The organism is Pseudomonas saliphila (assembly GCF_008638345.1).
Classification (GTDB): domain Bacteria; phylum Pseudomonadota; class Gammaproteobacteria; order Pseudomonadales; family Pseudomonadaceae; genus Halopseudomonas; species Halopseudomonas saliphila.
Map to the genome: position 1 here is coordinate 1 of NZ_VTVA01000004.1, position 24,437 is coordinate 24,437.

The following is a 24,437-nucleotide window of genomic DNA, read 5'->3' on the forward strand; positions in this document are numbered from 1 at the left end:
GTGGACAAACTCAATCATGGCACGAGTGGGACGGGTCCATCCCATTTCCTACGAAAAGCACAAACCAGCTTTGTGGTAGAGGCCAAGTCCAAGCGACGCCCTTGATCACCACAGAGAAACTAATTTGTGGGAGGCCGGACTCCGGGCGATGCTGGCCGCCAGGCCAGCCCAGGGTTTACCTGCCCCCACAGTAATCAGATATCCACCCTCCCCCGCAATACTTTGGCTCGCCCCCTGGCCGTCTTGCTATCCACCCGCCGCTTTTTTGAAGCCTTGGTCGCCTTGGTGGGCCGGCGCTGTTTCTTGATCTCAACGGCGCTGTTGATCAGTTCGGCAAGCCTGGCGAAGGCATCCTCACGATTCTGTTCCTGGGTGCGGTATTGCTGTGCCTTGAGCACGATTACCTTGTCCTTGGTAATGCGCGAGTCAGACAACTCCTGCAAACGTTCCTTGAAAAAGTCGGGGAGGCTCGATTTGGCGATATCAAACCGCAGATGGATCGCGCTCGACACTTTGTTGACGTTCTGCCCGCCCGCACCCTGAGAGCGGATGGCAGTCACGTCCACCTCCGCCTCGTCGAGCTCAACACCGTAGAGCAGTTTGATCGTCAAGGATTTTTTTCTCCGTCAGGGCATACAGGATGGCTATACTGGCCATAGGTTAAAGGAGTACAGCAATATGCACAAAAGCCTGCTGCCCGGCATGTTGATGATATTGACCTTCACCGTTGTCGCCGAGCCGTCTGATGACAGCGACCTTCCCGATTGGACAGTCGAACGTATCGACCCGCTTCACGATCGCTTGTCGCGCTGGGTAAACAGTTCCTCGCGCAGCATCGATGGATTCTTCGGCACCGACGAACACCTCGCCGTACGCAACCGCTCCTATCTGCGGCTCAGTCAGGAATTGGAATGGGAGGAAAGCGAAGGCATCGATAACGACACCAGCATTCGCTTCAAGCTCGATTTACCTACCACCAAGGAACGACTGCGGCTGATCATCGAAAGTGACCCAGAGGAGACCCAGGGCACGTTATCCGAGCAGCAGGCAAACCGTCTTGGCGTGCAACAGCCCGGTAGCGGCAATACCATTCTCGGGCTGAGCCAGCTGGGCGGTGATGACAAGCGCGTCGGCTGGGAGACCAGCACTGGCGCCGGTATCCGGTTCCGCTTTCCGCTTGATCCGTACGTGCGGCTCACGGCCGAGCGCCTGTGGGATGTTGGTCAAGGCGGTTGGCAGCTGGAATCCTATAACCGCGCCTCATGGTTCAACAGCGACGGTTATCGGGTCAGAACCCGTTGGGATCTGGGTCGCCCGCTGAATGACACGCAGCATCTGCGTTTCATTACGCATGTGCAGTGGCAGGAAGACGAAGACACCCTGGAATTTTCCGAATCGGTTGAGCTGAACCAGATTCTCGGCAAGCGAAGTGCTATCCGGTATGCCGGCGTGGTGATTGGCAGCAGCCTGTCGCACACCCGGATCGAGGACTATGTATTCCTCGCCCAGTACCGGCGCAATTTGCATCGCGACATACTGTTCGCCGATATCGTGCCTGAGCTACGCTTCCCGCGCGAAGCCAACTTCGCGCCGCGCTGGGGTCTGGTTCTACGTGTGGAGATGTACTTCCGGGGCGAGGTAGTGGACCGTAATCGCCCTGAAACACGAGCGGCGACGCGGGGTTACTCCCCTGAGCGGATCGCTCACGCCTTTGATACGGCACTAGGCAGGCAGCAAACGCCTGCGCTTCAGGCGCAGCCGGTCAGCTCTCCGGTTAACACCAACAGGTACGGGCCGATGCAGCGGTATCCAGAACCTCAGGCCGACACGCTGGTCAGCGCAAACCGCTTCGGTCAGTTGTAGACGGTCAGGCATTACGGCGCAGCACCAATGCCTCGTGCATGAAATTGACCATCCATTTGGTCATCAGCTCGCCGTCGACTTCAGCGCTGAGCGAGGCATTCCCTGCGCGCAAACGGGCGTCTGGAATAATGCCGCGGCGCGACTCCATAAGATCGCGCGAGTAGGCCTTGGAATATTCCGGGTGACCCTGAATGCTCAGGAAATGATCGGCATATTGCAGCACGTAGTATTCGCAAAAGTCGCTCTTGACCAATACCTCGGCTTCGACGGGCAACTCAACTACCTGGTCCTGATGGCTGACGACCAGATCCAGTTTGTCCTGCCAGGGATCCATCCAGGTTTTGCGCTGGACCACCTGATTGAAGGACACACCCACACCCCAGCCCTTTTCGGATCTCTCCACTTCACCGTCAAGCGCTCTGGCTATCAATTGGTGGCCGAAACATATGCCCACCAGCGGTTTTTTCGCCTCCCACAAACTCACCATAAAAGCGTCCAGCGCTTCGATCCATGGCAAGGCATCGTAGACGCTGAAACGACTGCCTGTGGTGATATAGCCGTCGCATTCATCGATCGACGCAGGGAGCTCGCCATGGTGGGCACGGTAGACACTCACATCTGACGTCGAAACGTGGTTCTGTAACTGCTGCAACAGCATCTCCGGATAGTTGCCATGGTCCGGCTGGAGGTTCTCAGGCACATCGTCGCACTGCAAAATCCCAATCTTCACGTATTCTCCTGGTCAAAGTATTGCCCAGCAGCAGACGGCTGGGACGCCGATCCTGAGCGGCGCCCGGATCGGCCAACAGCCAAACTGTTGAGTCACTCGTTGTCGATATAACAGCTCCGAGTATGCGCACCGCCCAAGCTGGCGCGCAAACGATCACTCAGCGTCCAGATGAATGGTGGGACCAGCCTCGCCGTTCACGCGAGGCCGGCGCCTTACATCAGGCTGAAGTGCTTAGGCCGGAATGCTCTTTGCCTTCGGCTCACGCGCCCAGACACGATGCTTGGACATCGCTAACACCAGCTTGTCACCGAGATCCTTGGCAGCGGGTGCGCTGATCAAGCCTTCGTCGGCATCCAGCCGCAGATGGGTTGCCAGACTGCCGGCATCACCACACAGCGCGATAGCCTTGAGGTGTTTGTACGCCTCCAGCAGGTAGTGCTGTGCGGTACCATCCATCTTCATTGCCTGGGCAGCAGCAGCGCCACCGGGCACAAATACCGCGTCGAAGGCAATCGATGGCAGCCCCTCCATCGAGGCATCTGGCACCAGGCTCTGGCCCTGCGCGGTCTTCACTGGCGCGGCAGAGGGGCCGATAAGCTTGGCCATCGCACCTTCCTGCTTCAGCAGATCAAGTATGAAGCTGATATCGCCCTCTTCCACGCCGTCGGCGATCAGAATGGCCACCTTTCGCGATTTGATATTCCCGGCCAGCAGGCCCAGTTGGCTCAGCGCAGGGGACTCCGTCACGCTTATCTTGCGCGGCGTGACCGTAGGTCCGGATGGCGCTGCGACACCGACATTCGCTGCTACGCGGGTCGCCAGCGTCATATCGATATTGGCCAGAATCTCGTTTACCTGGCGCTCACGAATGAACATCCGCTCGACCTTGGACAATTCGAAACTGTAGGCGCCGATGATATGTTCCTTCTCCGGCTCGCTCATGCTGTTCCAGAACAGCGTGGCCTGGGAAAAGTGATCACCAAAGGATTCGCTGCGATTGCGGATCTTGGTACCCGAGACCTGCTCCGGGTATGACTCAAACCCTCCGCCGGACGGAGCCGGCGGCGCCTCCTTCGGCCATCCGCCATCAATCGAATTCGGCTCGTAGGATGCGCGGCCCTTGTTGATGGTCTGGCGATGTGGGGCGTCCCGCTGGTTGTTGTGGAAAGGACATACTGGCCGGTTAATCGGAATCTCGTTGAAGTTCGGACCGCCGAGGCGCAGCAACTGCGTATCCGTGTAGGAAAACAGTCTGCCCTGCAGTAACGGATCATTGGTGAAATCGATCCCGGGGACCACATGGCCCAGATGAAAGGCTGCCTGTTCGGTTTCGGCAAAGAAATTGTCCGGATTGCGATTGAGCGTCATCTTGCCGACGATGCGCACCGGCACCAGCTCTTCGGGAATGATCTTCGTTGCATCCAGCAGATCGAAGTCGAACTTGTGCTCGTCTTCCTCGGGCACGACCTGCAGGCCCAGCTCGTACTCCGGATAGTCGCCCTTCTCGATATCTTCCCAGAGCATGCGACGGTTGAAGTCGGGATCCTTGCCGGCCAGCTTCTGCGCTTCGTCCCACACCAGCGAATACACACCGGATACCGGGCGCCAGTGAAACTTGACGAAGACGCTCTTGCCCTGCGCATTGATCATGCGGAAGGTGTGCACGCCAAAGCCCTGCATCGCGCGGAAATGGACCGGGATGGCGCGATCAGACATCGTCCATATCACCATATGCGCGGACTCGGGCGTCAACGAGACGAAGTCCCAGAAGGTGTCGTGGGCGGACTGGCCTGTGGGAATCTCGTTATGTGGCTCCGGTTTCACCGCATGCACAAAATCAGGGAACTTGATTGCATCCTGGATGAAGAATACCGGCATGTTGTTGCCGACCAGATCGAAGTTGCCTTCATCGGTATAAAACTTGGTGGCGAAGCCGCGCACGTCACGCACTGTATCCGCCGAGCCACGGGGGCCCTGTACAGTCGAGAAGCGCACGAATACCGGCGTCTTTTTTGCCGGATCATTCAAAAAGTCGGCCTTGGTCAGGTCCGACAGTGGTTCGTACACCTGGAAGAAACCATGCGCTGCCGAACCACGCGCATGCACCACGCGCTCGGGGATGCGCTCATGGTCAAAGTGCGTGATTTTTTCACGCATGATGAAATCTTCAAGCAGCGATGGACCTCGGTCCCCCGCCTTGAGTGTGTTCTGGTTATCCGCAATTTTGGTGCCGGTGTTGGTGGTCAGTGATCGGTCGGTGGCGTCTTCACGGTAGGCGTCGAGCTGATCAATCTTGGTGCTGGTATTGCTGCGATCTGTCGTATCGGTACCCGCCAGGCCACTCGTTTTATTATCGCTGGACATGTATTTCTCCGTACTGAATCAGAGGAAAGGCTTTGCAGGGGCAGCAGGGTGCCATCCGCAAAAGTGTCTCAGTATCGGAGCCTATTGCGGGGGAATGGTTCGCCCCCCTGAGAATAGGCTTTTTCAATAGCGGCTATTGGCATGGTCAATCGATGATGTTTACGCGTCCTCGCCAATGTCTTCGTGCCAGAGCGCCGGATTGTTATCGATGAAGGTCTTCATCAGCGCGATACAGGTGGCGTCCTGCAATACTTCGACGTCCACTCCACGCGAACGCAGCAGATCCTCTTCACCCTGGAACGTCTGGTTCTCGCCAATGATCACCTTCGGAATACCGTAAAGCAGGATCGCGCCGGTACACATCGGACACGGCGAAAGCGTGGTGTATAGCACCGAGTTGGCGTAGACCGACGCAGGCTGGCGACCGGCATTCTCGAAGGCGTCCATTTCCCCATGCAGAATGGCACTGCCCTGCTGAACGCGGCGATTGTGTCCGCGGCCGATAATCCTGCCCTCATGAACAATAACCGAGCCGATGGGGATGCCGCCTTCCGTGGCACCGGTCCGGGCTTCGTCAATTGCGCATTGCATGAATGAATCCATGAAAAGTCCTGTTTTGTGGTGAATGGAGGAGTTGAACCATTATGCATCCAGCGCCCAGGTTAAGAAGATCGCAATTACCGCCACCATCACTGTAGCTGGCAAGGATTCCGCTTTATGATGGCGCCTCGCACTCGGCACTCGGCACTCAGCACTCAGCACTCAGCACTCAGCACTCACTTGCAAGGACTCTCGATGCAACCGCAGTTCCCCTCTCAAACGACATCCTTTTCCCTTTTGCACTGGCTGCTCGGCGCGGCCGCACTGGTCATCGTACTCGGTGGCCTGAAAGCCATCAGCCATATCGTCACGCCCATTCTGCTAGCCGTGTTCCTCGCGATTATCAGCGCTCCGCCTCTGTCGTCGATGCAACGTCGGGGCGTACCCGGACCGGTATCGATCCTGGTGCTGTTTTCCGTCGTAGGCTTTACCTTTTTCCTGTTGTTTCTGGCGTTGAAAGGCGCTGCCGAGAGCATGGCCACCCAGGCGCCGCTTTATCAGGCGCGTTTTACCGGCTGGATGCTCGATCTGCGGGAATTCATCGCTCAACGGGGTCTGCCGCCAGACCTGCTACCGCGAGAACTGTCATTGCCTGCCAGCCCGACGATTACCGGCGCGGCGCGGGATATAGCCGGTGGCTTGGGCCAGTTCACGGCGACCTCTCTGTTGGTATTGCTGGCGTTCATGTTCCTACTGTTGGAAGAACGCACCCTGTCGGACAAGCTCGACGCCGCCTTCCCGAACCGGCGGCGGGCACGCGTGCGCGCCAGACGTTTTCTGCGATCGGTGTACCGTTATCTGTTGATCAAGACAGCAGCCAGTGCAGCTACCGGCCTGATCGTCGGCATCGGCTTGCTGGCCATCGGCGTGGACTTTCCAATTCTCTGGGGGATCGTGGCAGGGTTATTGAACTTTATTCCGACCATCGGCTCGATCATCGCGGCGGTACCGGCAGTGCTGATCGCCTTTCTCGGTCTGGGCATCGGCGAAGGCCTTGGCGTGCTCGGGTTGTATGTCGCGGTGAATACGCTGATCGGCAACATTCTCGAGCCACGTTTCATGGGCCGCAGCCTGGGTCTATCGCCGCTGGTGGTACTGATGTCGTTACTGATCTGGGGCTATGTGTTCGGCCCGGTCGGGATGCTGTTGTCGATACCCCTGACCATGGTCGCCAAGCTGGCACTTGATGCATCGCCTCAGACACGCTGGGCCGGCATTCTGATGAGCGATGAAGCCAGACGATCAGGCTAGAGCGTCCGGCGTTTCAGTTGCTTACGGCGTCGATTCCCAGCCCGGCACGCCCTGGCGAATCACGCGAGAAAAGTCCTCGTCATCCCCGGCCTGTTTGGCCCGCTCGGTAAAGTTGCCACGGGCTTTCAGCTCCTCCAGCGGTACATCCACCAGCCCGCCTACGTCCTTGACGTAGGACGGCAGGTAGGCGGACAGCAACAGCCGCGGATCAATCGCCAGGCCATCCACGATCTGCTCCATCATGTTGTAAACGATGATCGTGCAATTGGCTGTAACGGTATGGTAGAAACGCGGCTGCGCAGCGAGCCGATTGGCCTCTTCAACGTAAGCCACAAACAGGTCACGCATCGCGTGATCGGGCATATCGACGCGGTACAGGTGGGCCTCTTCACCGCGCACATTGGTTCTCACCCGTACGGCGTCACGTTCATCGGAAGCCAGCACATCCAACTCGAACTGCTTGAAAAACCCGCCAATGGCCGAAAAGCTCTCGTCGCGCTCGCGGCGAATCTCCACAGTGAAGGTGATGAATTCCCCGTCATCGAAGCCGAACGACACCAGAATATGAGCGATCCCGCGCATCCCCCATTCCGAGGTGATCAGGTCGACCGAAATCAGCCGGTCGAGATCGTAGTGCCGGGTTTCCCAGCGAACGTCGTAGTCTTCGTTTGAGCGCCAGTCAAAGTTGCGCACGTTATGCAGCGTAACCTGCTGGCCATTGATCTCGCCCTGGGTGATCCGCGCCAGATCATCCGCCCAGTCGCGGTCATGGCTCGGCTCCAGGCTGCCCCACCAGACCAGCAGCAGGCCGAACAGCACAGCGTAACCAGCCAGCCCCAGGCCGGGATTGCCAGCCCAGATAAGCCAGAGTATGGCCGCGACCGCACCGACCCAGAAACTGATTAGCGCTATACGACCCGACGCGGGCCAGGGCAGCTGGAACCACAGCGCCATGCCTGCCCATACGCAGCTCAATATGACAATCAGGGTGCCGAGGGAAAGTAGCAAGGTGCGGAGCATCAAACGGGCCTGTGTGGTGGCTGTGGTCTGCGTCAGTTTAGTCGCCCAGACATCCAGGCGTGTATCGGCGTCCCCGGACATGAATGAATGCCGCAGGCGATACCTGACCATCCAACAGCACCGGCTAAAAGACCGAAATGGCCAATAAATACTGGCCGCGGATGATACCACCGCCTTGCATCGGTCGTATGCCACACAGGAACCTGCACCCGCGCCGCGATGTCGAGATTAGATACCTCGATAAGACTTCCGTCGCGGAGTAAACACAAGAGAGACGTCAATGCAGTCACTGCCCCAGCGCCTGATTCTTTGTTTGGCCCCGCTTTTCCTTGTCGCCTGCGATGAAGAACAAACCAGCCCCGAGCCACCACCACCTACGGTATCGGTTGTAACAGTCGAAACCCAACCGGTCGCAAATGTCGTTGAAATACCGGGGCGGGTTGAAGCCATAGCTGTCGCGGAGGTGCGCGCCAGGGTGGATGGAATCATTCAAAAGCGCCTCTATGAAGAAGGCACAGATGTCGAAGCTGGCCAGCAGTTGTTCCAGATCGACCCGCGGGAGATGCAGGCCAACCTCAATTCAGCCAAGGCAGCACTGGACCGGGCCAAGGCCACGGCCGCCAATGCCGCCCAGGATGTAAAGCGCTACGAGGGCCTGGTCGCCAAACAGGCCATCAGTCAGCAGGAATACGACACGGCGCTGGCCCGTCTGCGAACAGCACGCGCCGATGTTTCCCAGGCCGAAGCCGCCGTGGAAACAGCCGAACTCAATCGTGGCTATACCCGGGTCGAGTCGCCCATCGACGGTGTGGCGGGACGCGCCGAGGTGACCGTCGGCGCGCTGGTCAGCGCAGCCAATGGCACACTGTTAACCCGGGTCGAACAGTTCGACCCGGTCTACGTGAACTTCTCGCAATCCAGCTCAGACCTGCTATCGCTGCGTGCCCAGATCGCGTCCGGTGCGCTGGAGATGCCGGAAAAAGGCAAGGTCGCGGTACAGTTGGAGCTGGAAAACGGCGAGCCCTATTCGCATTCAGGTTTTGTGGATTTTCTCGCCATGTCGATTGACCGTGCCACCGGTACCGTTGCGGCGCGCGCGCAGATCCCCAATCCGGATCGTCTGCTGTTGCCCGGCCAGTTTGTAGAAGCTCAAGTTGAGGTCGGGACCCGCCCCCAAAGTATTCTGCTGCCTCAGCGTGCGGTGATCATGAGTGAGCGCGGAGCCAGTGTCATGCTCGTGGATCAGGAGGACGTCGCGCAATCACGGGAAGTGAAAACCGGCAGCATGCTCGATGGCAGCTGGGTGATACGCGAAGGCCTTGAGCCTGGCGAGCGGGTCATCATCGAAGGCTGGCAAAAAGCGCGGCCCGGCGCGCCGGTGACGCCAGAGTCCTATGACCCTGCGCAGCAACCAGGTGCCGATGCGCCGGCCGAGGACGAGGCCGCTGCGCAATGACGCCGACATTCTTCATCCGCCGTCCGGTATTCGCCTGGGTCATCGCGCTGGGTATTTTACTCGGCGGCATCCTCGCGCTGCGTGCGTTGCCGGTTGAACAGTATCCTTCCATTGCCCCGCCCCAGCTGAACATCAACGTGACCTATCCCGGTGCGGATGCCGGGGTATTGGAAACCAACGTCACCCAGGTCATTGAGGAGGAGCTGAACGGGGTCGAGGGCTATCTCTATATGGACTCGACCAGTCGCTCGAATGGCACGGCGTCCATTTCACTCACGTTGCAGGCCGGGACCGACATCGACGTCGCGCAGATGGAAGTGCAGAACATGCTCAGCCGTGTGGAACCGCGGTTGCCCGAAGAAGTGCGTCGCCAGGGTATCCGCGTTTATCAGGCCTCGTCGAGCTTTGCGCTGATCGTGGCGTTAGTGTCCAAGACTGGCACCCTGGGCAGTCTGGAGCTGGGCCATTTCGCCACCACCAATATCATCAGCGAACTGCGCCGGGTTCAGGGCGTCGGAGATATTCGCGAGTTCTATACACCCTATGCGATGCGCATCTGGCTGAACCCCGACCGCCTGGCGAACTTCGGCATCTCGGCCGCTGAGGTGATGGCCGCCGTGCGTGAACAGAACAGCCAGGCCGCCGGCGGCTCCCTTGGCGAGCCGCCGCTTAGCGAAAACATCGAGATCAATGCGCCCATCGAGACCCAGGGACGCTTCAGTAATCCCGATGAGTTCGCCGAGATTATCCTGCGTGCTGACCGTGACGGATCGGTGATTCGTCTCGGGGACGTCGCCCGGGTCGAACTGGGCGCGCAAAACTTTACTGCGCGCAGCGAGCTCAACGGGCAACCGGCTGCTGGTCTGGCGGTGCAGCTTGCACCCGGCGCCAACGCACTGGATACGGCTGAAGGCGTCAAGCAGCGCATGCGAGAGCTGGAAACCGGCTTCCCGGAGGACATCGCCTGGACCGTGCCCTTCGATTCAACGCCGTTCATTTCTGCTTCAATACGCCAGGTATTGAAGACCCTATTGCAAGCCATGGTACTAGTGGTGCTGGTGATGCTGCTGTTCCTGCAGAGCTGGCGCACCACGCTGATCCCGACCATCGTCATTCCGATCACGCTCATTGGCACCTGTCTGGGACTGTGGTTGCTGGGATTTTCCATCAATCTGCTAAGCCTGTTCGGACTGGTGCTGGCAATCGGCACCCTGGTGGACGACACCATCGTCGTGGTGGAAAACGTCAAGCGTTTGATGGATGAAGAAGGCTTGCCCCCCTACGAGGCCGCAGTCAAAGCCATGGGCCAGGTATCGGCGGCAATTATCGGCACCACGCTGGCGCTGATTGCGGTGTTCGTGCCGCTGGCTTTCTTCCCCGGCTCAACCGGCGGCATCTATCGGCAGTTCGCCGTTACACTGTCGATCGCGGTAGCCATATCCACGCTGCTGGCCTTGACCCTGACCCCGGCACTCTGCGCCGCATTCCTCAAGCCCGCTGACGAGGAAAAAGACAAGCCAGGCTGGAGCAAACGCGTCTTCGCTCCGTTCAATCGCGGGATGTCATACATGACCGAGCGCTATAACCGCGGTGTCGGTTTTGTACTGGTTCACCCAATGATATTTCTGCTGGGTTTTGTCGCGCTGCTGGCGGTGACTGCCCTGCTGTTTGTGCGCATGCCGACCGCCTTCCTGCCCGATGAGGATCAAGGCTCGGTGATGACCGTCATCCAGGCACCGCCGGGCGCGACGATTGAGCGCACGACCACAGCGGTCAAACAGGTTCAGGCATTTTACGACGACCAGCCGACCGTGGAAGACGTGGTCAGCGTGTTCGGTTTCAGCTTCTTCGGCCAGGGTCAGGCGCATGCCATGGCCTTCGTGCGGCTCAGCCCCTGGTCAGACAGACCGGATGAGGAGCAAAGCTCGCTCGCTCTGGTGCGCAAGGCCATGGGCGCCTTCTCACAAATCCAGCAGGCCCAGGTATTCGCCCTGAATCCGCCATCCATCCCGGCGCTGGGCGTTTCGGGTGGCTTTTCCCTGAAACTTGAAGACCGTGCTGGCAATGGCTCCAAGGCGCTGCTCGAAGCCCGCGATCAGCTATTGGGCCTGGCCAACGGCAGTCAGATCCTGGAAGGCGTTCGTCCGGAAGGCGCCGATGAGGCGCCCAAGTTGCGGCTGGATATCGACCGGATCAAGGCCCGCGCACTGGGGCTGTCGATCAATGACGTCAATACCGCACTCGGCACGGCATTCGGCAGCGCCTATGCCAACGATTTCAATCTCGATGGCCGGGTATTGCAGGTACTGCTGCAGGCGGATTCGCGCTTTCGCATGACGCCTGAAGACGTGCTCGATCTCCAGGTGTTGAACAACGAAGGCGAAAACGTACCCTTCGGCGCCTTTTCCAATGCCAGCTGGACCCTCGGACCGATTCAGTTGCAGCGCTATAACGGCTATCCAGCCGTGTCGATATCAGGCGACGCCGCAGACGGTCATACCACCGGCGAGGCCATGGATGAGATGGCCCGGCTGATGGAGCAGTTGCCGGCCGGCTTTATTCATGAATGGTCTGGCGCGTCCTACGAAGAACAGCAGGCGTCGGGTCAGGTCGGCATGCTGCTTGGGCTCTCGCTGCTGGTCGTGTTGATGGTGCTGGCGGCGCTGTATGAGAGCTGGACCATTCCTATTGCTGTGCTGCTGGTGGTGCCCTTTGGCGGACTGGGCGCGGTCCTGTTCGCCATGCTCAGGGACCTGCCCGCCAACGTGTACTTCAACGTCGGCCTGGTGACCATCATCGGCCTGTCGGCAAAAAATGCCATTCTGATTGTCGAGTTCGCCATCGACGAGGAAGGTCGCGGCAAATCACTCCTCGATGCCGTGCGAAATGCCGTACGTTTACGCTTCCGTCCAGTACTGATGACCTCACTGACCTTCATCCTTGGCATGCTGCCGCTGGTGCTATCCACTGGCGCCGGCGCCGCATCGCGCATCGCCGTGGGCACGGGCGTGATGGGCGGGATGATTGTTGCCACACTGCTCGGCCTGTTCTATATCCCGCTGTTTTACATGGCGGTTCGGCGCTGGTTGAGCCGCAAGGGTCCACCCGGCCCGAAGGACCACGCCGACAATCAGGACAGCGATGGCAGTGACAGGGGGCAGCCAGCGCATGAATAAAACCTGCTCTTTTCTGCTGATTGCGCTTACCGCCGGTTGTCAGCTGGCGCCCGAGCACGAACGACCCGAGCAGCCTACCGCAGCGCTTTATCCCAAGCTGTATGCGCCGGAACGTGGCGAAGCCACTGCCAGCGATATCGCCTGGCAGGCGTTTTTCAGAGACCCTCGGCTGCAACATCTGGTCAGCACCGCGCTGCAACACAACCGCAACTTGCGCGTGGCCATTGAGCGTATCGAGGAAGCGCGCGGGTTATATCGGGTGCAGGGCGCGAGCCGTTATCCCACCCTGGGCGTCAATGCTGAAGCGAGCCGAGGTCGCTTCCCTACAGGCGCGGGTACCGGGGGAATGCCAGTATCGCCCGGTGCAACAGCCGGGGCCGGCGATGGAGTCGTCGAACGCTACTCGCTGGGGCTGGGGGTTTCGGCATTCGAGCTGGATTTCTGGGGGCGAGTGCGCAACCTGACCGAAGCCGCCCGGGCGCAGTATCTGGGTACCATCGAGGCGCAGCGAGCATTCCGGCTGTCGTTGATTGCCGACGTGGCCTCGACCTATCTGACGTTGCTGGAAGCCGAGGAACGCATCAGACTTGCCGAGGCTACGGTAGACAGTCGCCAGGACGGGCTGCGTATTGCCAGAGTACGTCTCGATGCGGGCATTACCTCTGCCCTGGACTGGAACCAGGCCCGCGCCCTGCTCACCCAGGCTGAAACAGAACTGGCGGGGCTGCGCCTCACCCAGGCGCAGCAGCGCAACTTCCTCACGCAATTGGTCGGTACTGAAATAGATCACACCTTGCCCGCACCGCTACCGCTGGCCCAACAGGTCAGCGCCACCACACTGCGCGCCGGCCTGCCCTCCGACCTGCTATATGTTCGGCCGGACATCATTGCCGCCGAGGAATCACTGCGCGCCGCACGCGCGAATATCGGCGTGGCACGCGCCGCGTTCTTCCCGCAGATATCGCTGACCGGCACCTTCGGCTACGCCTCCAACGAGCTGGATGGGCTGGTCGACAGCTCCAACGAAACCTGGAGCATCGGGCCGACCATCAGCCTGCCACTGTTTGATTTCGGCCGAAACCGCGGCAACCTCACTGTCGCCCAGGCGCGGGAGAACATCGCCGTCGCGGAATACGAAGACAGCATCCAGACCGCCTTTCGCGAAGTGGCCAACGCACTCGCCGGACGCCGGTTTCTCGCAGAGCAGTTGATCGCGCAGGAGGAGAACGTGGAGGTGCTTCGGCGCATTGCCACCCTGGCAGAGGATCGCTATGCGGAGGGGGTGGTGAATTATTTGCAGGTCCTGGATGCGTCACGCAACCTGTTCCAGGCTGAACAGGCTTATGTGCAGATCCAGCGCGCGCAGGTGCAGAACCTGATCGAGCTCTACGTCGCGCTGGGGGGTGGATCGACGATGCCGAGACGCCTGCCGGAATACACCAAGCCACAGCCTTAGCGCAGGCGCGCAACACTCCCAGGGATCTTTAATCTCCGATGATTAGCAGCGGGTTATAACCGCTGGGCGAATATCTGCCTTCCTCTGCCAGCATAACGTCCAGCGCCAGACTGGCCAGGTTGTCTGCGACGGGGTCAGCGCGGCCATGTGACTCGCGCAGCGCCACTTTCAGGTAATGATCGCACCGGCTGCAGGCTTCGGCCTGAATCGGCAAAAACGGCTTGCCTTTTTCATCGTCCAGCCCGAGATAGGTGAGTTTGCCGCCCTCCCCGCATACGCTGCATTTCACCCGTTCAAGATGCCATTCGGTCGCGCACAGACTGCAGTGCAGGTAGCGCACACCGCTGCGGTACTGTTCGCCATGGATGACACTGGCTACCGGTGGGCAACCGCAGGTCGGGCACAGCGCTTCAGATTCAACGGCGGGTTTATCGGGTGCACGCGGTAACGCCTGTGCCAGACGCACCCAGGTCACCTGCAGCGCGGCCGCCACCAGAGGCATTAGCGGCCGATTCTCACGCGAACCGGAACGCGCTTCGAGCACGTCTACCGCTATCGCATCGAGCTCTTCAGAGGTTTTGCGCCGCAGCGCTTCGAGCAGCGGCCGTTGACGCTGGCCTACATGAAATTCAACGTTCTCAAGCAACGCGCTCAAGTCGCTTTGCCAACAGACGTCACGCAGCAGCGCCTGATAACCGAGTGGCGGCATACCATGCGCCAAGGCCTCATCAAAGGCGCCGGGCGCCGGGCGCCAGCCCGGCTCCTGTTCGGACAGTACCTGATGCTGGGCCTGGACAAGGCGGGCCATGAATGCCAGAAACTCATCCAGTGCCGGCACCTGGACCACCAGCTCACGCAGCCGCGTGGCGCGCTTCTGGAACAGGTCCGCGCCGGGTAGCGTGACCTTGGGCGGGTCCATGATGCCGGAGGGTGCATTTCCGTATGTGTGATTCACTACAGCTCCTTCGGTCGGTCGGTCGGGGTAACGGTTCGGGTGCGCAGACGGTCTTCCCGATCAACATGATCCCGGTCATTCACCACCTCGTCATACCACAGTTTATGGTGATGCCGAGCCCAGGCATGGCTGACGCGCCCCCGGGTCATGGCGCGGACCGAGCCCTTGACCCAGATAGCCGAGTACACGTGAATCACCAGCGTGAGAATGGCCACAAAGGCTGCCAGGGCATGAATCATTGCCGCCCAGCGCAGGGCCCAGATCGGCATGCCGTCGGCAATCCACGGACGCCAGAGCACCACACCCGAGATCAGCAGAATCGGCACCGTCAGCAGAAAGATCCAGTACACCAGTTTCTGCCCGGCGTTGTTCTTGCCCACCGGGGGCAAGCGGTCATCTCGATTGTTGAGCATATCGGGCATCTGTTTGATCCACTGCCGATCATGCCGTCGAAACAGGTTCGAGGTGAAGAATCGCACCGCCTGAATCAGAAAGAACAGGGTCATGAACACGCCGATGTAGGGATGCACAATTCGCGTCGGCTCGGGACCACCGAACAGCGCTGTGAACCCGAAAAACGCCGGATAGAACAGCGCCAACCCGCTCAGGGTGAGCAACACAAAGCAGATCGCGACGAGCCAGTGGTTGGTGCGTGACCACCAACCGTAGCGCAGAATGCCTCTCTTGACGTTGGAATGGCTCATGGCCGATCCTCCTCACGACGATCCAGTTCTTCATCTGCTGCATCTGGATCCAGATGCGGATCATCCTCGGGCTCTTCCTTGGGTCCCTTGATCATGTAATGGAAGAAGCCTGCCAGCACCGAAGCCCCCAGCAGGGCTGACATGATCGGCTTGGTTACGCCTTTCCAGACTTCAACCGTGGGGCTGATATGCGGATCATTGGGCAGGCCGCTGTATATCTCTGGCTTGTCGGCATGCTGCAGCACATACACCACATGGGTGCCGCCGACCCCGGGCGGATCATAGATGCCGGCATTCGGGTAGCCACGCCCCTGCAGATGCTCAACCCGCCCAGCGCCATAGTCGAGCATGTCTTCCTTGGTGCCGAACATGATCGCCGAGGTTGGGCAGCTCTTCACGCAGGCGGGCTCCAGTCCGTTGAACACCCGATCCGAACACAGCGTGCACTTGTACGCCTTGTTGTCCTTCTTGGAGATTCGGGGAATATCGAAGGGACAGCCAGCGACGCAGTACCCACAACCGATGCAGTGCTCGGAATTGAAATCCACAATACCGTTGGCGTACTGCACGATGGCACCGGGCGCTGGGCAGGCCTTGAGACAGCCCGGCTCAGCGCAATGCATGCAGTTATCCTTGCGGATCAGCCATTCCAGCGTGCCCTGCTCGTTCTCGTACTCCGAAAAGCGCATCACCTCAAAGGATTCAGGGGACAGATCCTGCGGGTTGTTGTAAGTCCCGTCGCACTCGCCTACCTCGTCGCGCAGATCATTCCACTCCGAGCAGGCTACCTGGCAGGCCTTGCAGCCGATACACACCGACACGTCGATCAGCTTGGTGACCTTCTCCACGCCACCCTGGCGCACTTGCGGAGAAGGCACTGTCGTCGCCGAGCGCGCGATGACGTTCTGCAGGTTTATTTGATCACCTCGCATGCGGCAACTCCTCTATAGCTTCTCGACGTTCACCAGGAACGACTTGAATTCCGGCGTTTGTGTATTGCCGTCACCGACGAAGGGCGTCAAGGTATTGGTCAGATGCGCCCGTTTGGTAACACCCTTGAAGCCCCAGTGAATCGGGATGCCAATGTGGTGCACCGTTTTGCCGTCCACCTGCATGGGCTTCATCCGCTTGGTCACCACCGCCACCGCATGGATATAGCCGCGCTTGGAGCTGACCCGCACCTTTTCACCAATCCCGATGCCCAACTCCTCGGCAAGCTCCTCGCTGATCTCGACAAACTTCTCGGGCTGAGAGATAGCGTTCAGGCGCGAATGCATGGTCCAGTAGTGGAAATGCTCGGTCAGACGATAAGTAGTCGCCGCATAGGGGAAATCCACGTTATTGCCGAAACTCTCCCAATCCTGATCAAACACCCGGGCAATCGGATTGCTCATCGCCCGGGCATTGTTCGGACTCATCGGGTTGCGGTTGATCGGCGATTCCATGGGCTCGTAATGCTCGGGGAACGGCCCTTCGTTCAGCCATTCCCCAGCAAAGAAATGCCCACCTCCCGATTGCGTCATGATGAAGGGGCCTACGCCCGCTGAGGGCGGCGATGCAAGCGGAAAGTCTGGTACATCCGCACCCACCCAACGCTCGCCATTCCACCAGATGAAGGCCTTGTTCGCCGCCCACGGCGTACCGTCTGGTCGCGCTGAGGCGCGGTTGTACAGCAGCCGCCGGTTCATCGGCCAGGCCCATGCCCAACCCAGGGTATTGCCGGTGTCATAGGGATCGGAATTATCCCGACGCGCCATCATGTTGCCTTCCTGCGGCCAGGCGCCGGAGTAGATCCAGCAGCCGCAGGCGGTAGTGCCGTCCGCACGCAACTCGCTGAAGTCCTTCAACTGTTGGCCCTTGGGACGAATCACATTGCCCTGCTGATCGCGAACGTCCTCCAGGGATCTGCCGTTGTACTCCCGTGCCAGCTCCTCGGCTGTCGGTGCGGCCGGATTCTTGTAATCCCAGCTCATGTTGAGGATCGGATCCGGGAAAGCGCCACCCTCCTCCAGATACAGCTTCTTCAACCGCAACATCAGTGCACCCATGATCGTGGTGTCGGTCATGGATTCGCCCGGCCCCGGTGCGGATTTGAAGTGCCATTGCAGCCAGCGCGAGCTGTTGGTGATCGAGCCATCGTCTTCGGCGAAACAGGTGGTCGGCAGACGGAACACTTCGGTGCCGATCTGCGAAGGGTCTACATCGTGGTATTCACCGAAGTTCTTCCAGAACTCACCGGTCTCGACCGTCAACGGATCCATGATCACGAAGTACTTGAGCTTGGACAGCCCCTCGACCACCTTGCGCTTGTCAGGGAAGGCCGCAAGGATATTGAAGCCCTGGCAGAAGGCGCCGGTGCCCTTGCCCAGTGTCATGTCATTGATCGCGTAGAGGATGTCGTAGGTTGGTTCGGACAGTTTCGGCAGCCAGTCATAGCACCAGCTGTTCTCGGCTGTGGCGACATCGCCGTACCAGTCCTTCATCAGGCTGACAAAAAACGCCTCGTAGTTCTTCCAGTACGACACCTCACCTTCAATCAACGGCTGCTTGATCCGCGTCTCCAGGTAGGCCCCATAGTCCTGCAGATCGGCCGACGGCAGGTTCATATAGCCCGGCAGCAGATTCGACAACAGTCCAATATCGGTCAGGCCCTGGATATTGGAATGTCCGCGCAGTGCGTTCACCCCGCCACCGGGCATGCCCATGTTGCCCAACAGCAATTGCACCATGGCCCCACAACGGATCATCTGCGAGCCGACAGTGTGCTGCGTCCAGCCCAGCGCATAGAGGATCGTCAGGGTTTTATCCGGGGCGGCGGTCTGCGCCATCAGCTCCCACAACTGGAGCACCAGCTTGCTGTTCATGCCACAGATGTTTTCCACCTGGGCAATGGTGTAGCGACTGTAATGCTGACGCATCAGCTGGAACACGCAGCGTGGATGCTGCAACGTCGGATCGGTTCGAGCGAAACCCTGCTCGTCCATCTCAAAGTTCCAGGTTCCCCGGTCGTACACACGACGCTGCTCGTTGTAGCCGGTGAACAGGCCTTCCTCAAAGCCGAAACCTTCCTGGACGATCAGACTGGCATCGGTGTATTCGCGCACATACTCCTGCGCATACAGGTTGTTTTCAATCAGGTAACTGATGAAGCCACCGAGGAAGACGATGTCCGTCCCGGTTCGAATGTACGCATGGTAATCCGCCACCGCCGTGGTGCGGTTATAGCGCGGATCAATCGAGATCAGTATCGCGTTGTTTTGCGTCTTGGCCTGCATGACCCAGCGGAAGCCCACCGGATGCGCTTCGGCAGAATTACCGCCCATGGACAGGATGACATCAGCATTGCGGATATCGACCCAGTGGTTCGTCATGGCACCGCGACCAAATGTTGGGGCAAGACCTGCCACCGTTGGTCCGTGTCAAACGCGCGCCTGGTTATCCAGCTTGAGAATGCCGAGTGCCCGGGTGATCTTCTGCGTGATGTAGGCGGTTTCGTTGGTCGTCGCCGAAGCGGCCACCATGGACGTCGTCATCCAGCGATTGACCAGCCGACCCTGCTCGTCATGGGTCTCGAAATTCGCGTCCCGATCATCCTTCATAAGTCGAGCGATGCGGTCCAATGCCTCGTCCCAGCTGATGCGCTTCCACTCGTTGGTGAAGGGATCGCGCACCTCGGGATACTTGACCCGGGATTCACTGTTGATGAAATCGAGCACCCCTGCGCCCCGCGGACACAGCGAACCGCGACTGACCGGATGATCCGGGTCGCCTTCGACGTGGTAGATGTGGTCGATTACGTTGATAGCTCCGTCACCGCGGGCATACAGCAACATGCCGCAACCCACCGAACAGTAGGTACAGATATTACGTGAGACCTTGGAACCGGAAAGTTTGAAATGGCGGACAGACGCGACGGCTTCATCCGGGGCAAACCCCATCATCGCCATACTCGATGCGCCCAGCCCCGCTGCCCCTAGCTTCAGAAAGGATCGTCTGGATACGTTCACGGACACGGATATCTCCTTAATACCTGTGAAATAGCCATCCATCGAGCGTTCTCGATTGACCGAATCCGCTCAAATTGTTGACTTCGCCGCCTAGGCTTGGTTCCGCTGCAGGAAATGGCGGAAGGCAGTGAGAGTCGAACTCACCCGGGAACGGCTGCCGCCCCCAACCGGGTTTGAAGCCCGGCCGCGCCACCGGACACGAATGCCTTCCAAGTGACTGTCAGCTCAACGGCTTAGCCGTGAGTGTAGTGGAAACCTGAGAACTGGCCAGCGCGTGATCCGTTCTGATCACCCGAAGATCGCCGACGCGCCTGGTCAGACCCATCCTGTCGAAATATTCCAGTAGCTGGATGCTGCGCTTGCGACCAATACCGATGCGGTCACGGAAATCAGCCGTGGCTATGACGCCGCTGCGCGCGGCGAGTTCCACTGCTTCAGCTGCCAGACAGCGTATCGCGCCTTCGGGATAGAACAGATCCTTTACCACCTGCTGTAATTGTCCGAGGCGCGCCAGCTTGCGCAGCAACTGGCGCACATCACTTTCCTCGATTTCAAGCGCTCGCGCCAGTTCGCGCACCCAGGGCGGGTCAAATCCGCCCTCCTCCAGCAAGGGCCAAAGATGCGCCTGCAAGCGCTCCTCTGCCTCACTCAGCTGCACCTTGTGATCCGGAAGATGCAACCAGGGACGGCTGGCTGCGATGCGACCGTTCTGCAGTAACGATTCCAGCAGCGCCACAAAGATTGGACGTTCCAGCTGCGGCATGGCGTAACGGCGCAGGCGGTCACGGTCAGGCCCTAATTCGTCAGGCTGTTCCTGATGAAATTGTGCGAGCCGGGCCGTAAGTTCGTTCTGCATGGCATGCCAGGCTGTCGTGCTGAACAGCCGAGGCCCCACCCGCGTGGCAATTTCCATCACACCGGCGGGTACTGCCCAGCTACCCGCCGGACGGTTGAACTGACGCTCGAGCCGCCAGGGCTCAAGGCCCTGTAGCGTCTGGCGCACAAGCTCCGGGAACGCCGTCTCAAGCGACTCGCTCGTGAGTGCCTGCAGCTGAGCGATACGCTCGGCTGTACGACGGTGGCGCGCCGGCGCGAAGGGATCCAGTACTGTGCCGCCGCCCAGGGTGCGTTGCGCTGATTGATCACGCAGCACCAGACGATCGCCGTGCACCGCATGGGTGGGCGCATTCAGGACCAGTTGGGCCAATGCCCGACCACCTGGCTCCAGCGTCTGGTCCTGCAACAGGGCCACCCGGCCGGTCAGATCCTGAGCACCCAGGTGAATATGAACCGGCGACCAATGCCGTAATGCGCGGGGCTCGCTGGCAAGGAGATCAAGCTGAATATCCAGCCGGGTAACCGGTGCATGCAACGCTGGCGCAACCAGCCACTCACCTCGATGAATCTGTTGCACACTGACCCGGTCGCCGACGATATTCAGCGCTACACGCTGGCCCGCATGGGCTCTATCCACGGTCTGATTCTGCGCGTGCAGGCTGCGCACCCGGACTGACCTGCCCGACGGACTGAGCAGCAACCCATCACCGACTGCGACCTGACCGGCGAAAGCCGTGCCCGTGACTACCACACCGGCTCCGGCAACACTGAAGGCGCGGTCAATGGCCAGACGGAAATGCCCGGCCTGACTGCGTGTCAGTGCCTGCTGAGCTTCGGCGGCCAGTGCCTTGCGCAGCGCCTCTACGCCCTGATGCTGCACTGCCGATAGTGGAAACTGCCGGGCCCCGGCAAAGGGGCCGGTGGCGAGAAGCGCAGCAACCTGTTGCTGCACTGCATGCACGCGCGCGGGCTCGACCCGATCGATCTTGGTGATTGCTACCAGCGCACGGGGAATGCCGAGCAGTTCGGCAATAGACAGGTGCTCGCGGGTTTGTGGCATCACCCCGTCGTCAGCCGCCACGACCAGTAGCAGCAAGTCTATGCCGCTCGCACCCGCAAGCATGTTGTGTACGAAGCGCTCATGCCCCGGGACATCGATGAAACCACTGGGCTGTTCGGCGCCCAGATCGGCATAGGCGTAACCCAGATCAATAGTGATGCCGCGCTCGCGCTCTTCCCGGCGACGATCACCCTGGGCGCCGGTCAACGCCTGCAGCAAGGCGGTCTTGCCGTGGTCGATATGCCCAGCGGTACCCACGATCACAGGCGGCTCCTTGATTTTTCCACATCAGACAAACGCACTTCAGAGATGGAGCCAGATCGAAAACACCCCGAAAAACGACCAGAACGCCGCGAACAGCCACGGCGAGCGCATGGAAAAAAGCAGTGATTTGCGCTGTCCCCTGAAATCCGATTCCCAGCTTGAAAAGAGCGGAGTCTCGTCGTAGATATGGCCAATGACCGGATCGCTACTCAGCAAGCTATTCTGCTTTACGTACCAGTGATCGATGATGTCGCAGGCAGCCTTGATCCCGGGCCAGGCACTCAGCGAGCTAAGCAACCCTAGCAGAGCCAGAACCGGCGGCACAACGAGGGTAAAGATCGGGCCCCAATCAGGATTCATGTTAGCCATGGACGAGGCATAGGCAATCACCAGAAAGGACTGTGCCGAGAGATAGGAGTTGGTGCGTGCGGAGAGATTGCTTGCCTCGTTGTGAATCTCGCTTCGATAAAAATCCAGCCTGTCCTTCGGCGAAACAAAGATAGCGTGCACCTGTTCGGTCTCGGACGGCTTGGGACTACCGGGGGTAACGATCATGGGACTGACTTTGTGGTTACTGTGAACCCGGTTAGAAGCTACGGCTCATAGCAAGTTCCACTGCACAGACGAACGCCTCGGCTCAGCCATTCAATCGGGCCTCCCGAGCAACTCCAGGGTGTGGTCGTCGGCGTTACCATCAAAATACCCGTCCAATACCAGTCGGAACGCATCCTGCTGCGGTGCGGCGGCACTGAACAGCGTCATGCTTGAGCGTAACTTCATGTCATCCGGCGATCCCAGGATGGTGCACGCGGGGGTGCCGGTATGCTGTAGCAGCGCCTGGGTGCATTCGAGCAGCCGGGGACCCAGCAGCGGATGTTTCAGATACGCCTGTGCTTCTTCGAGGCCGGATACGGCATAACGCTGCGCCATGTCGCTGCGACCCAACCCGGAAATCTGTGGAAATATGAACCACATCCAGTGGCTGCGCTTGCGGCCTGCACGCAACTCGGCCAGGGCACGTTCGTACAGCGGCTCCTGGGCGTCGACAAAGCGTTGCAATCTGAAAGGATCGTTCATGGGTCAACCTTCGTTTTTTATCGGCGAGGGATGAACTGAACAGGGGTAATAAGGGGGGGAGAGGAGCGCAGCCCGCAGGCTGCGCTCGGCGACTCAGCTTTTTGCTGTCTGCTCTACGGCATCGTCATCCAGCTCTGCGACGTTCTCGCCCTGCTTGGCCAGAAATTCCGCCTGCAACAGCGCATCTCGCGAACCCTCGCCGCCTTGTTCAGTTAACGGATCATTGATCTCGCGGGAGCCTGTTGGTCGTGCGTCCAGCTTGCCGGTCAGATGCTCGAGCGCATGGCGCGCCTTGGTGGCTGCCCCTTCAACTGCCAGGTGCAGCGATTCCGCCTTGTGCGACACCGACATGGACTGGTGACCCTTGGGGCGAAACTCGATCTGGCAGCGCTTGTCCTGCCCTCCTCCCTTGTGTGCGTTCTCATCGCTCACATGTATTTCAATCCGCGTGAGCAGGTCCTCAAACCGCTCCAGCTGCTCGACTACTGCCGAACCAACCCATTCCTGCAGTTGCACACTGCCTTCGATGTGATTGCTGTTGACCTGAACTTGCATATACGGCTCCTGATATGACGTGCATGTTTGTTGGAGGCTGGACTGGACCGCAAGGTTCAGCTCGCTGGTCGAATACCTTACCAGCCATCCTAGACACCCTTATCATGGGGTTCCGGCAGTTTTTTCACCAGCACTTCAGTGAAATCTTGTGCTGCGGACCAGCGCATATGGATTGCATCGATGAAGGCAGCGGCACCCGGCCTCCAGGCACTATCGCCATCCCATAACCGGGCGCCTGTTCCACGCAAGGTATCAGTAAGGGCCTGACTGAACCTGGTGCTCAGCGCTCCCCGCGGATCAAAGATGGCTTTCCAGTCGGGGTTAAGTGGCGATATGACGACGGTGAAGGGCCTGCCCTCCGTCTTCAAGCGTTGCGCCATCGAGCCCAGGGCGGAAAAACACACGGGGTCGAGCGGTTCTGGCGCGCCATAGAAGAGCTCCCGCGAGTTGGCGGTATCCAATGGACCGTCACCGTAGCGATTGAACACCAGAGGGTTCATTTCATCCAGGTTGGACCGCTGGACTTTCACCGTTTGCGCGTTACTCAGTAGCGAACGAGGCGAAAAATAGCGCATGTAATACTGCCAGCGCCACGCGTCACCATAAACGAAGGCGTCGATGTCCGCGCGGTCAAAGGACTCATCGGGCAGGGCCTTGCAACCCGCAAAATCAATCGGATCAACCAGCATCACTACCTGCTCGATACTAGGCTCCCGTTCCAGCAGCCATTCGGCGATAAAAATCGATTGGTTGGCATGCATGCCGCAGAACCCACCATTGAGCGGTCGAAGCCCTGGCCGGCTGTCGACCAGTATGCTGCTGTCGACATGACGCCATGCTACGGATGAGCCCATTACCAGCAGATTGGGATCTTGCGTGGGATGAGCGCGCAGAAATTCCAGCTTCTCATCGGCGCACAGATTATTTGAGAATGCCGGAGGCGGCAGATTTTCGGTCTGTTGCAGAAATACCAGCAGCAGAGCGAAGGCAGCCGCAGTTCCGAGCAAGCCTCCCAGTATGCCCAGCAGATAACCCGGAAAGTTGGGTGAAGCATGGTCCATG

19 protein-coding genes and 1 tRNA gene are annotated in these 24,437 nt (G+C 59.5%); 5 read left to right on the forward strand and 15 right to left on the reverse strand.

Features of this window, described 5'->3' with window-relative positions; genetic code table 11:
* Positions 1-194: 194 nt before the first annotated feature.
* A complete protein-coding gene (arfB, locus tag FHK95_RS05575) occupies positions 195-605 on the reverse strand; it encodes an alternative ribosome rescue aminoacyl-tRNA hydrolase ArfB (RefSeq protein WP_150303907.1) in 411 nt (136 codons plus the stop codon).
* A gap of 73 nt (positions 606-678) precedes the next feature.
* On the opposite strand from arfB, the gene FHK95_RS05580 reads away from it, so the two are divergent.
* Entirely contained in the window at positions 679-1,863 is a 1,185-nt protein-coding gene (locus tag FHK95_RS05580; protein ID WP_178114719.1) for a hypothetical protein, read from the forward strand.
* Positions 1,864-1,867: 4 nt separating this feature from the next.
* Here the strand turns inward: FHK95_RS05580 and FHK95_RS05585 are convergent, their stop codons facing one another.
* From FHK95_RS05585 to FHK95_RS05595, 3 genes are all read right to left on the reverse strand, one after another.
* A complete protein-coding gene (locus tag FHK95_RS05585) occupies positions 1,868-2,593 on the reverse strand; it encodes a glutamine amidotransferase-related protein (protein ID WP_150303613.1) in 726 nt (241 codons plus the stop codon).
* Positions 2,594-2,824: 231 nt separating this feature from the next.
* Positions 2,825-4,957, reverse strand: a complete 2,133-nt coding sequence (katE, locus tag FHK95_RS05590) for a catalase HPII (RefSeq protein ID WP_150303614.1) — start codon at positions 4,955-4,957, stop codon at positions 2,825-2,827.
* Between the two features lie 159 nt (positions 4,958-5,116).
* Positions 5,117-5,560 (reverse strand): nucleoside deaminase, encoded by a 444-nt coding sequence (locus FHK95_RS05595; protein WP_150303615.1) that lies wholly within the window; start codon positions 5,558-5,560, stop codon positions 5,117-5,119.
* A gap of 192 nt (positions 5,561-5,752) precedes the next feature.
* On the opposite strand from FHK95_RS05595, the gene FHK95_RS05600 reads away from it, so the two are divergent.
* Entirely contained in the window at positions 5,753-6,808 is a 1,056-nt protein-coding gene (locus FHK95_RS05600; protein ID WP_150303616.1) for an AI-2E family transporter, read from the forward strand.
* Positions 6,809-6,829: 21 nt separating this feature from the next.
* Here FHK95_RS05600 and FHK95_RS05605 read toward each other — a convergent pair whose 3' ends face one another.
* Complete coding sequence (locus FHK95_RS05605; protein WP_235906722.1) at positions 6,830-7,909, reverse strand: Lnb N-terminal periplasmic domain-containing protein; 1,080 nt, start codon at positions 7,907-7,909, stop codon at positions 6,830-6,832.
* A 199-nt stretch (positions 7,910-8,108) separates the two neighbouring features.
* Here FHK95_RS05605 and FHK95_RS05610 point away from each other — a divergent pair, with 199 nt between their 5' ends.
* From FHK95_RS05610 to FHK95_RS05620, 3 genes are read left to right on the forward strand one after another with little or no spacing between them, the layout of a single operon-like run.
* On the forward strand, positions 8,109-9,284 hold the full coding sequence (locus tag FHK95_RS05610) for an efflux RND transporter periplasmic adaptor subunit (protein ID WP_150303617.1): 1,176 nt from the start codon (positions 8,109-8,111) through the stop codon (positions 9,282-9,284).
* The gene (locus FHK95_RS05615) at positions 9,281-12,460 is read left to right on the forward strand and encodes a multidrug efflux RND transporter permease subunit (protein ID WP_150303618.1); all 3,180 of its coding nucleotides are present in this window, start codon (positions 9,281-9,283) and stop codon (positions 12,458-12,460) included. The genes FHK95_RS05610 and FHK95_RS05615 overlap by 4 nt, the downstream gene beginning before the upstream one ends.
* Complete coding sequence (locus FHK95_RS05620) at positions 12,453-13,916, forward strand: efflux transporter outer membrane subunit (protein WP_150303619.1); 1,464 nt, start codon at positions 12,453-12,455, stop codon at positions 13,914-13,916. Before FHK95_RS05615 ends, FHK95_RS05620 begins: the two co-directional genes overlap by 8 nt.
* Positions 13,917-13,944: 28 nt before the next feature.
* Here the strand turns inward: FHK95_RS05620 and fdhE are convergent, their stop codons facing one another.
* From fdhE to FHK95_RS05670, 10 genes are all read right to left on the reverse strand, one after another.
* Positions 13,945-14,835 carry a formate dehydrogenase accessory protein FdhE gene (fdhE, locus tag FHK95_RS05625; protein ID WP_150303909.1) on the reverse strand — a complete coding sequence of 297 codons (891 nt, stop codon included), beginning with the start codon at positions 14,833-14,835 and terminating at the stop codon, positions 13,945-13,947.
* Between the two features lie 35 nt (positions 14,836-14,870).
* Positions 14,871-15,575, reverse strand: coding sequence for a formate dehydrogenase subunit gamma (locus FHK95_RS05630; protein WP_150303620.1), 705 nt, complete (start codon positions 15,573-15,575; stop codon positions 14,871-14,873).
* Entirely contained in the window at positions 15,572-16,507 is a 936-nt protein-coding gene (gene fdxH / locus FHK95_RS05635) for a formate dehydrogenase subunit beta (protein WP_150303621.1), read from the reverse strand. Before fdxH ends, FHK95_RS05630 begins: the two co-directional genes overlap by 4 nt.
* A gap of 12 nt (positions 16,508-16,519) precedes the next feature.
* The gene (gene fdnG / locus FHK95_RS05640) at positions 16,520-19,582 is read right to left on the reverse strand and encodes a formate dehydrogenase-N subunit alpha (protein ID WP_178114735.1); all 3,063 of its coding nucleotides are present in this window, start codon (positions 19,580-19,582) and stop codon (positions 16,520-16,522) included.
* 115 nt (positions 19,583-19,697) lie between these two features.
* Positions 19,698-19,793 (reverse strand) — tRNA-Sec (locus FHK95_RS05645).
* Between the two features lie 9 nt (positions 19,794-19,802).
* Positions 19,803-21,743 carry a selenocysteine-specific translation elongation factor gene (selB, locus tag FHK95_RS05650; RefSeq protein ID WP_150303623.1) on the reverse strand — a complete coding sequence of 647 codons (1,941 nt, stop codon included), beginning with the start codon at positions 21,741-21,743 and terminating at the stop codon, positions 19,803-19,805.
* A gap of 39 nt (positions 21,744-21,782) precedes the next feature.
* Complete coding sequence (locus FHK95_RS05655; RefSeq protein ID WP_150303624.1) at positions 21,783-22,298, reverse strand: hypothetical protein; 516 nt, start codon at positions 22,296-22,298, stop codon at positions 21,783-21,785.
* A 90-nt stretch (positions 22,299-22,388) separates the two neighbouring features.
* Positions 22,389-22,820, reverse strand: a complete 432-nt coding sequence (locus FHK95_RS05660; protein ID WP_150303625.1) for a DUF1810 domain-containing protein — start codon at positions 22,818-22,820, stop codon at positions 22,389-22,391.
* Positions 22,821-22,913: 93 nt separating this feature from the next.
* Positions 22,914-23,375, reverse strand: a complete 462-nt coding sequence (locus tag FHK95_RS05665) for an HPF/RaiA family ribosome-associated protein (protein ID WP_150303626.1) — start codon at positions 23,373-23,375, stop codon at positions 22,914-22,916.
* A gap of 89 nt (positions 23,376-23,464) precedes the next feature.
* Entirely contained in the window at positions 23,465-24,436 is a 972-nt protein-coding gene (locus FHK95_RS05670; RefSeq protein ID WP_150303627.1) for a hypothetical protein, read from the reverse strand.
* Between the last annotated feature and the right edge of the window lies 1 nt (position 24,437).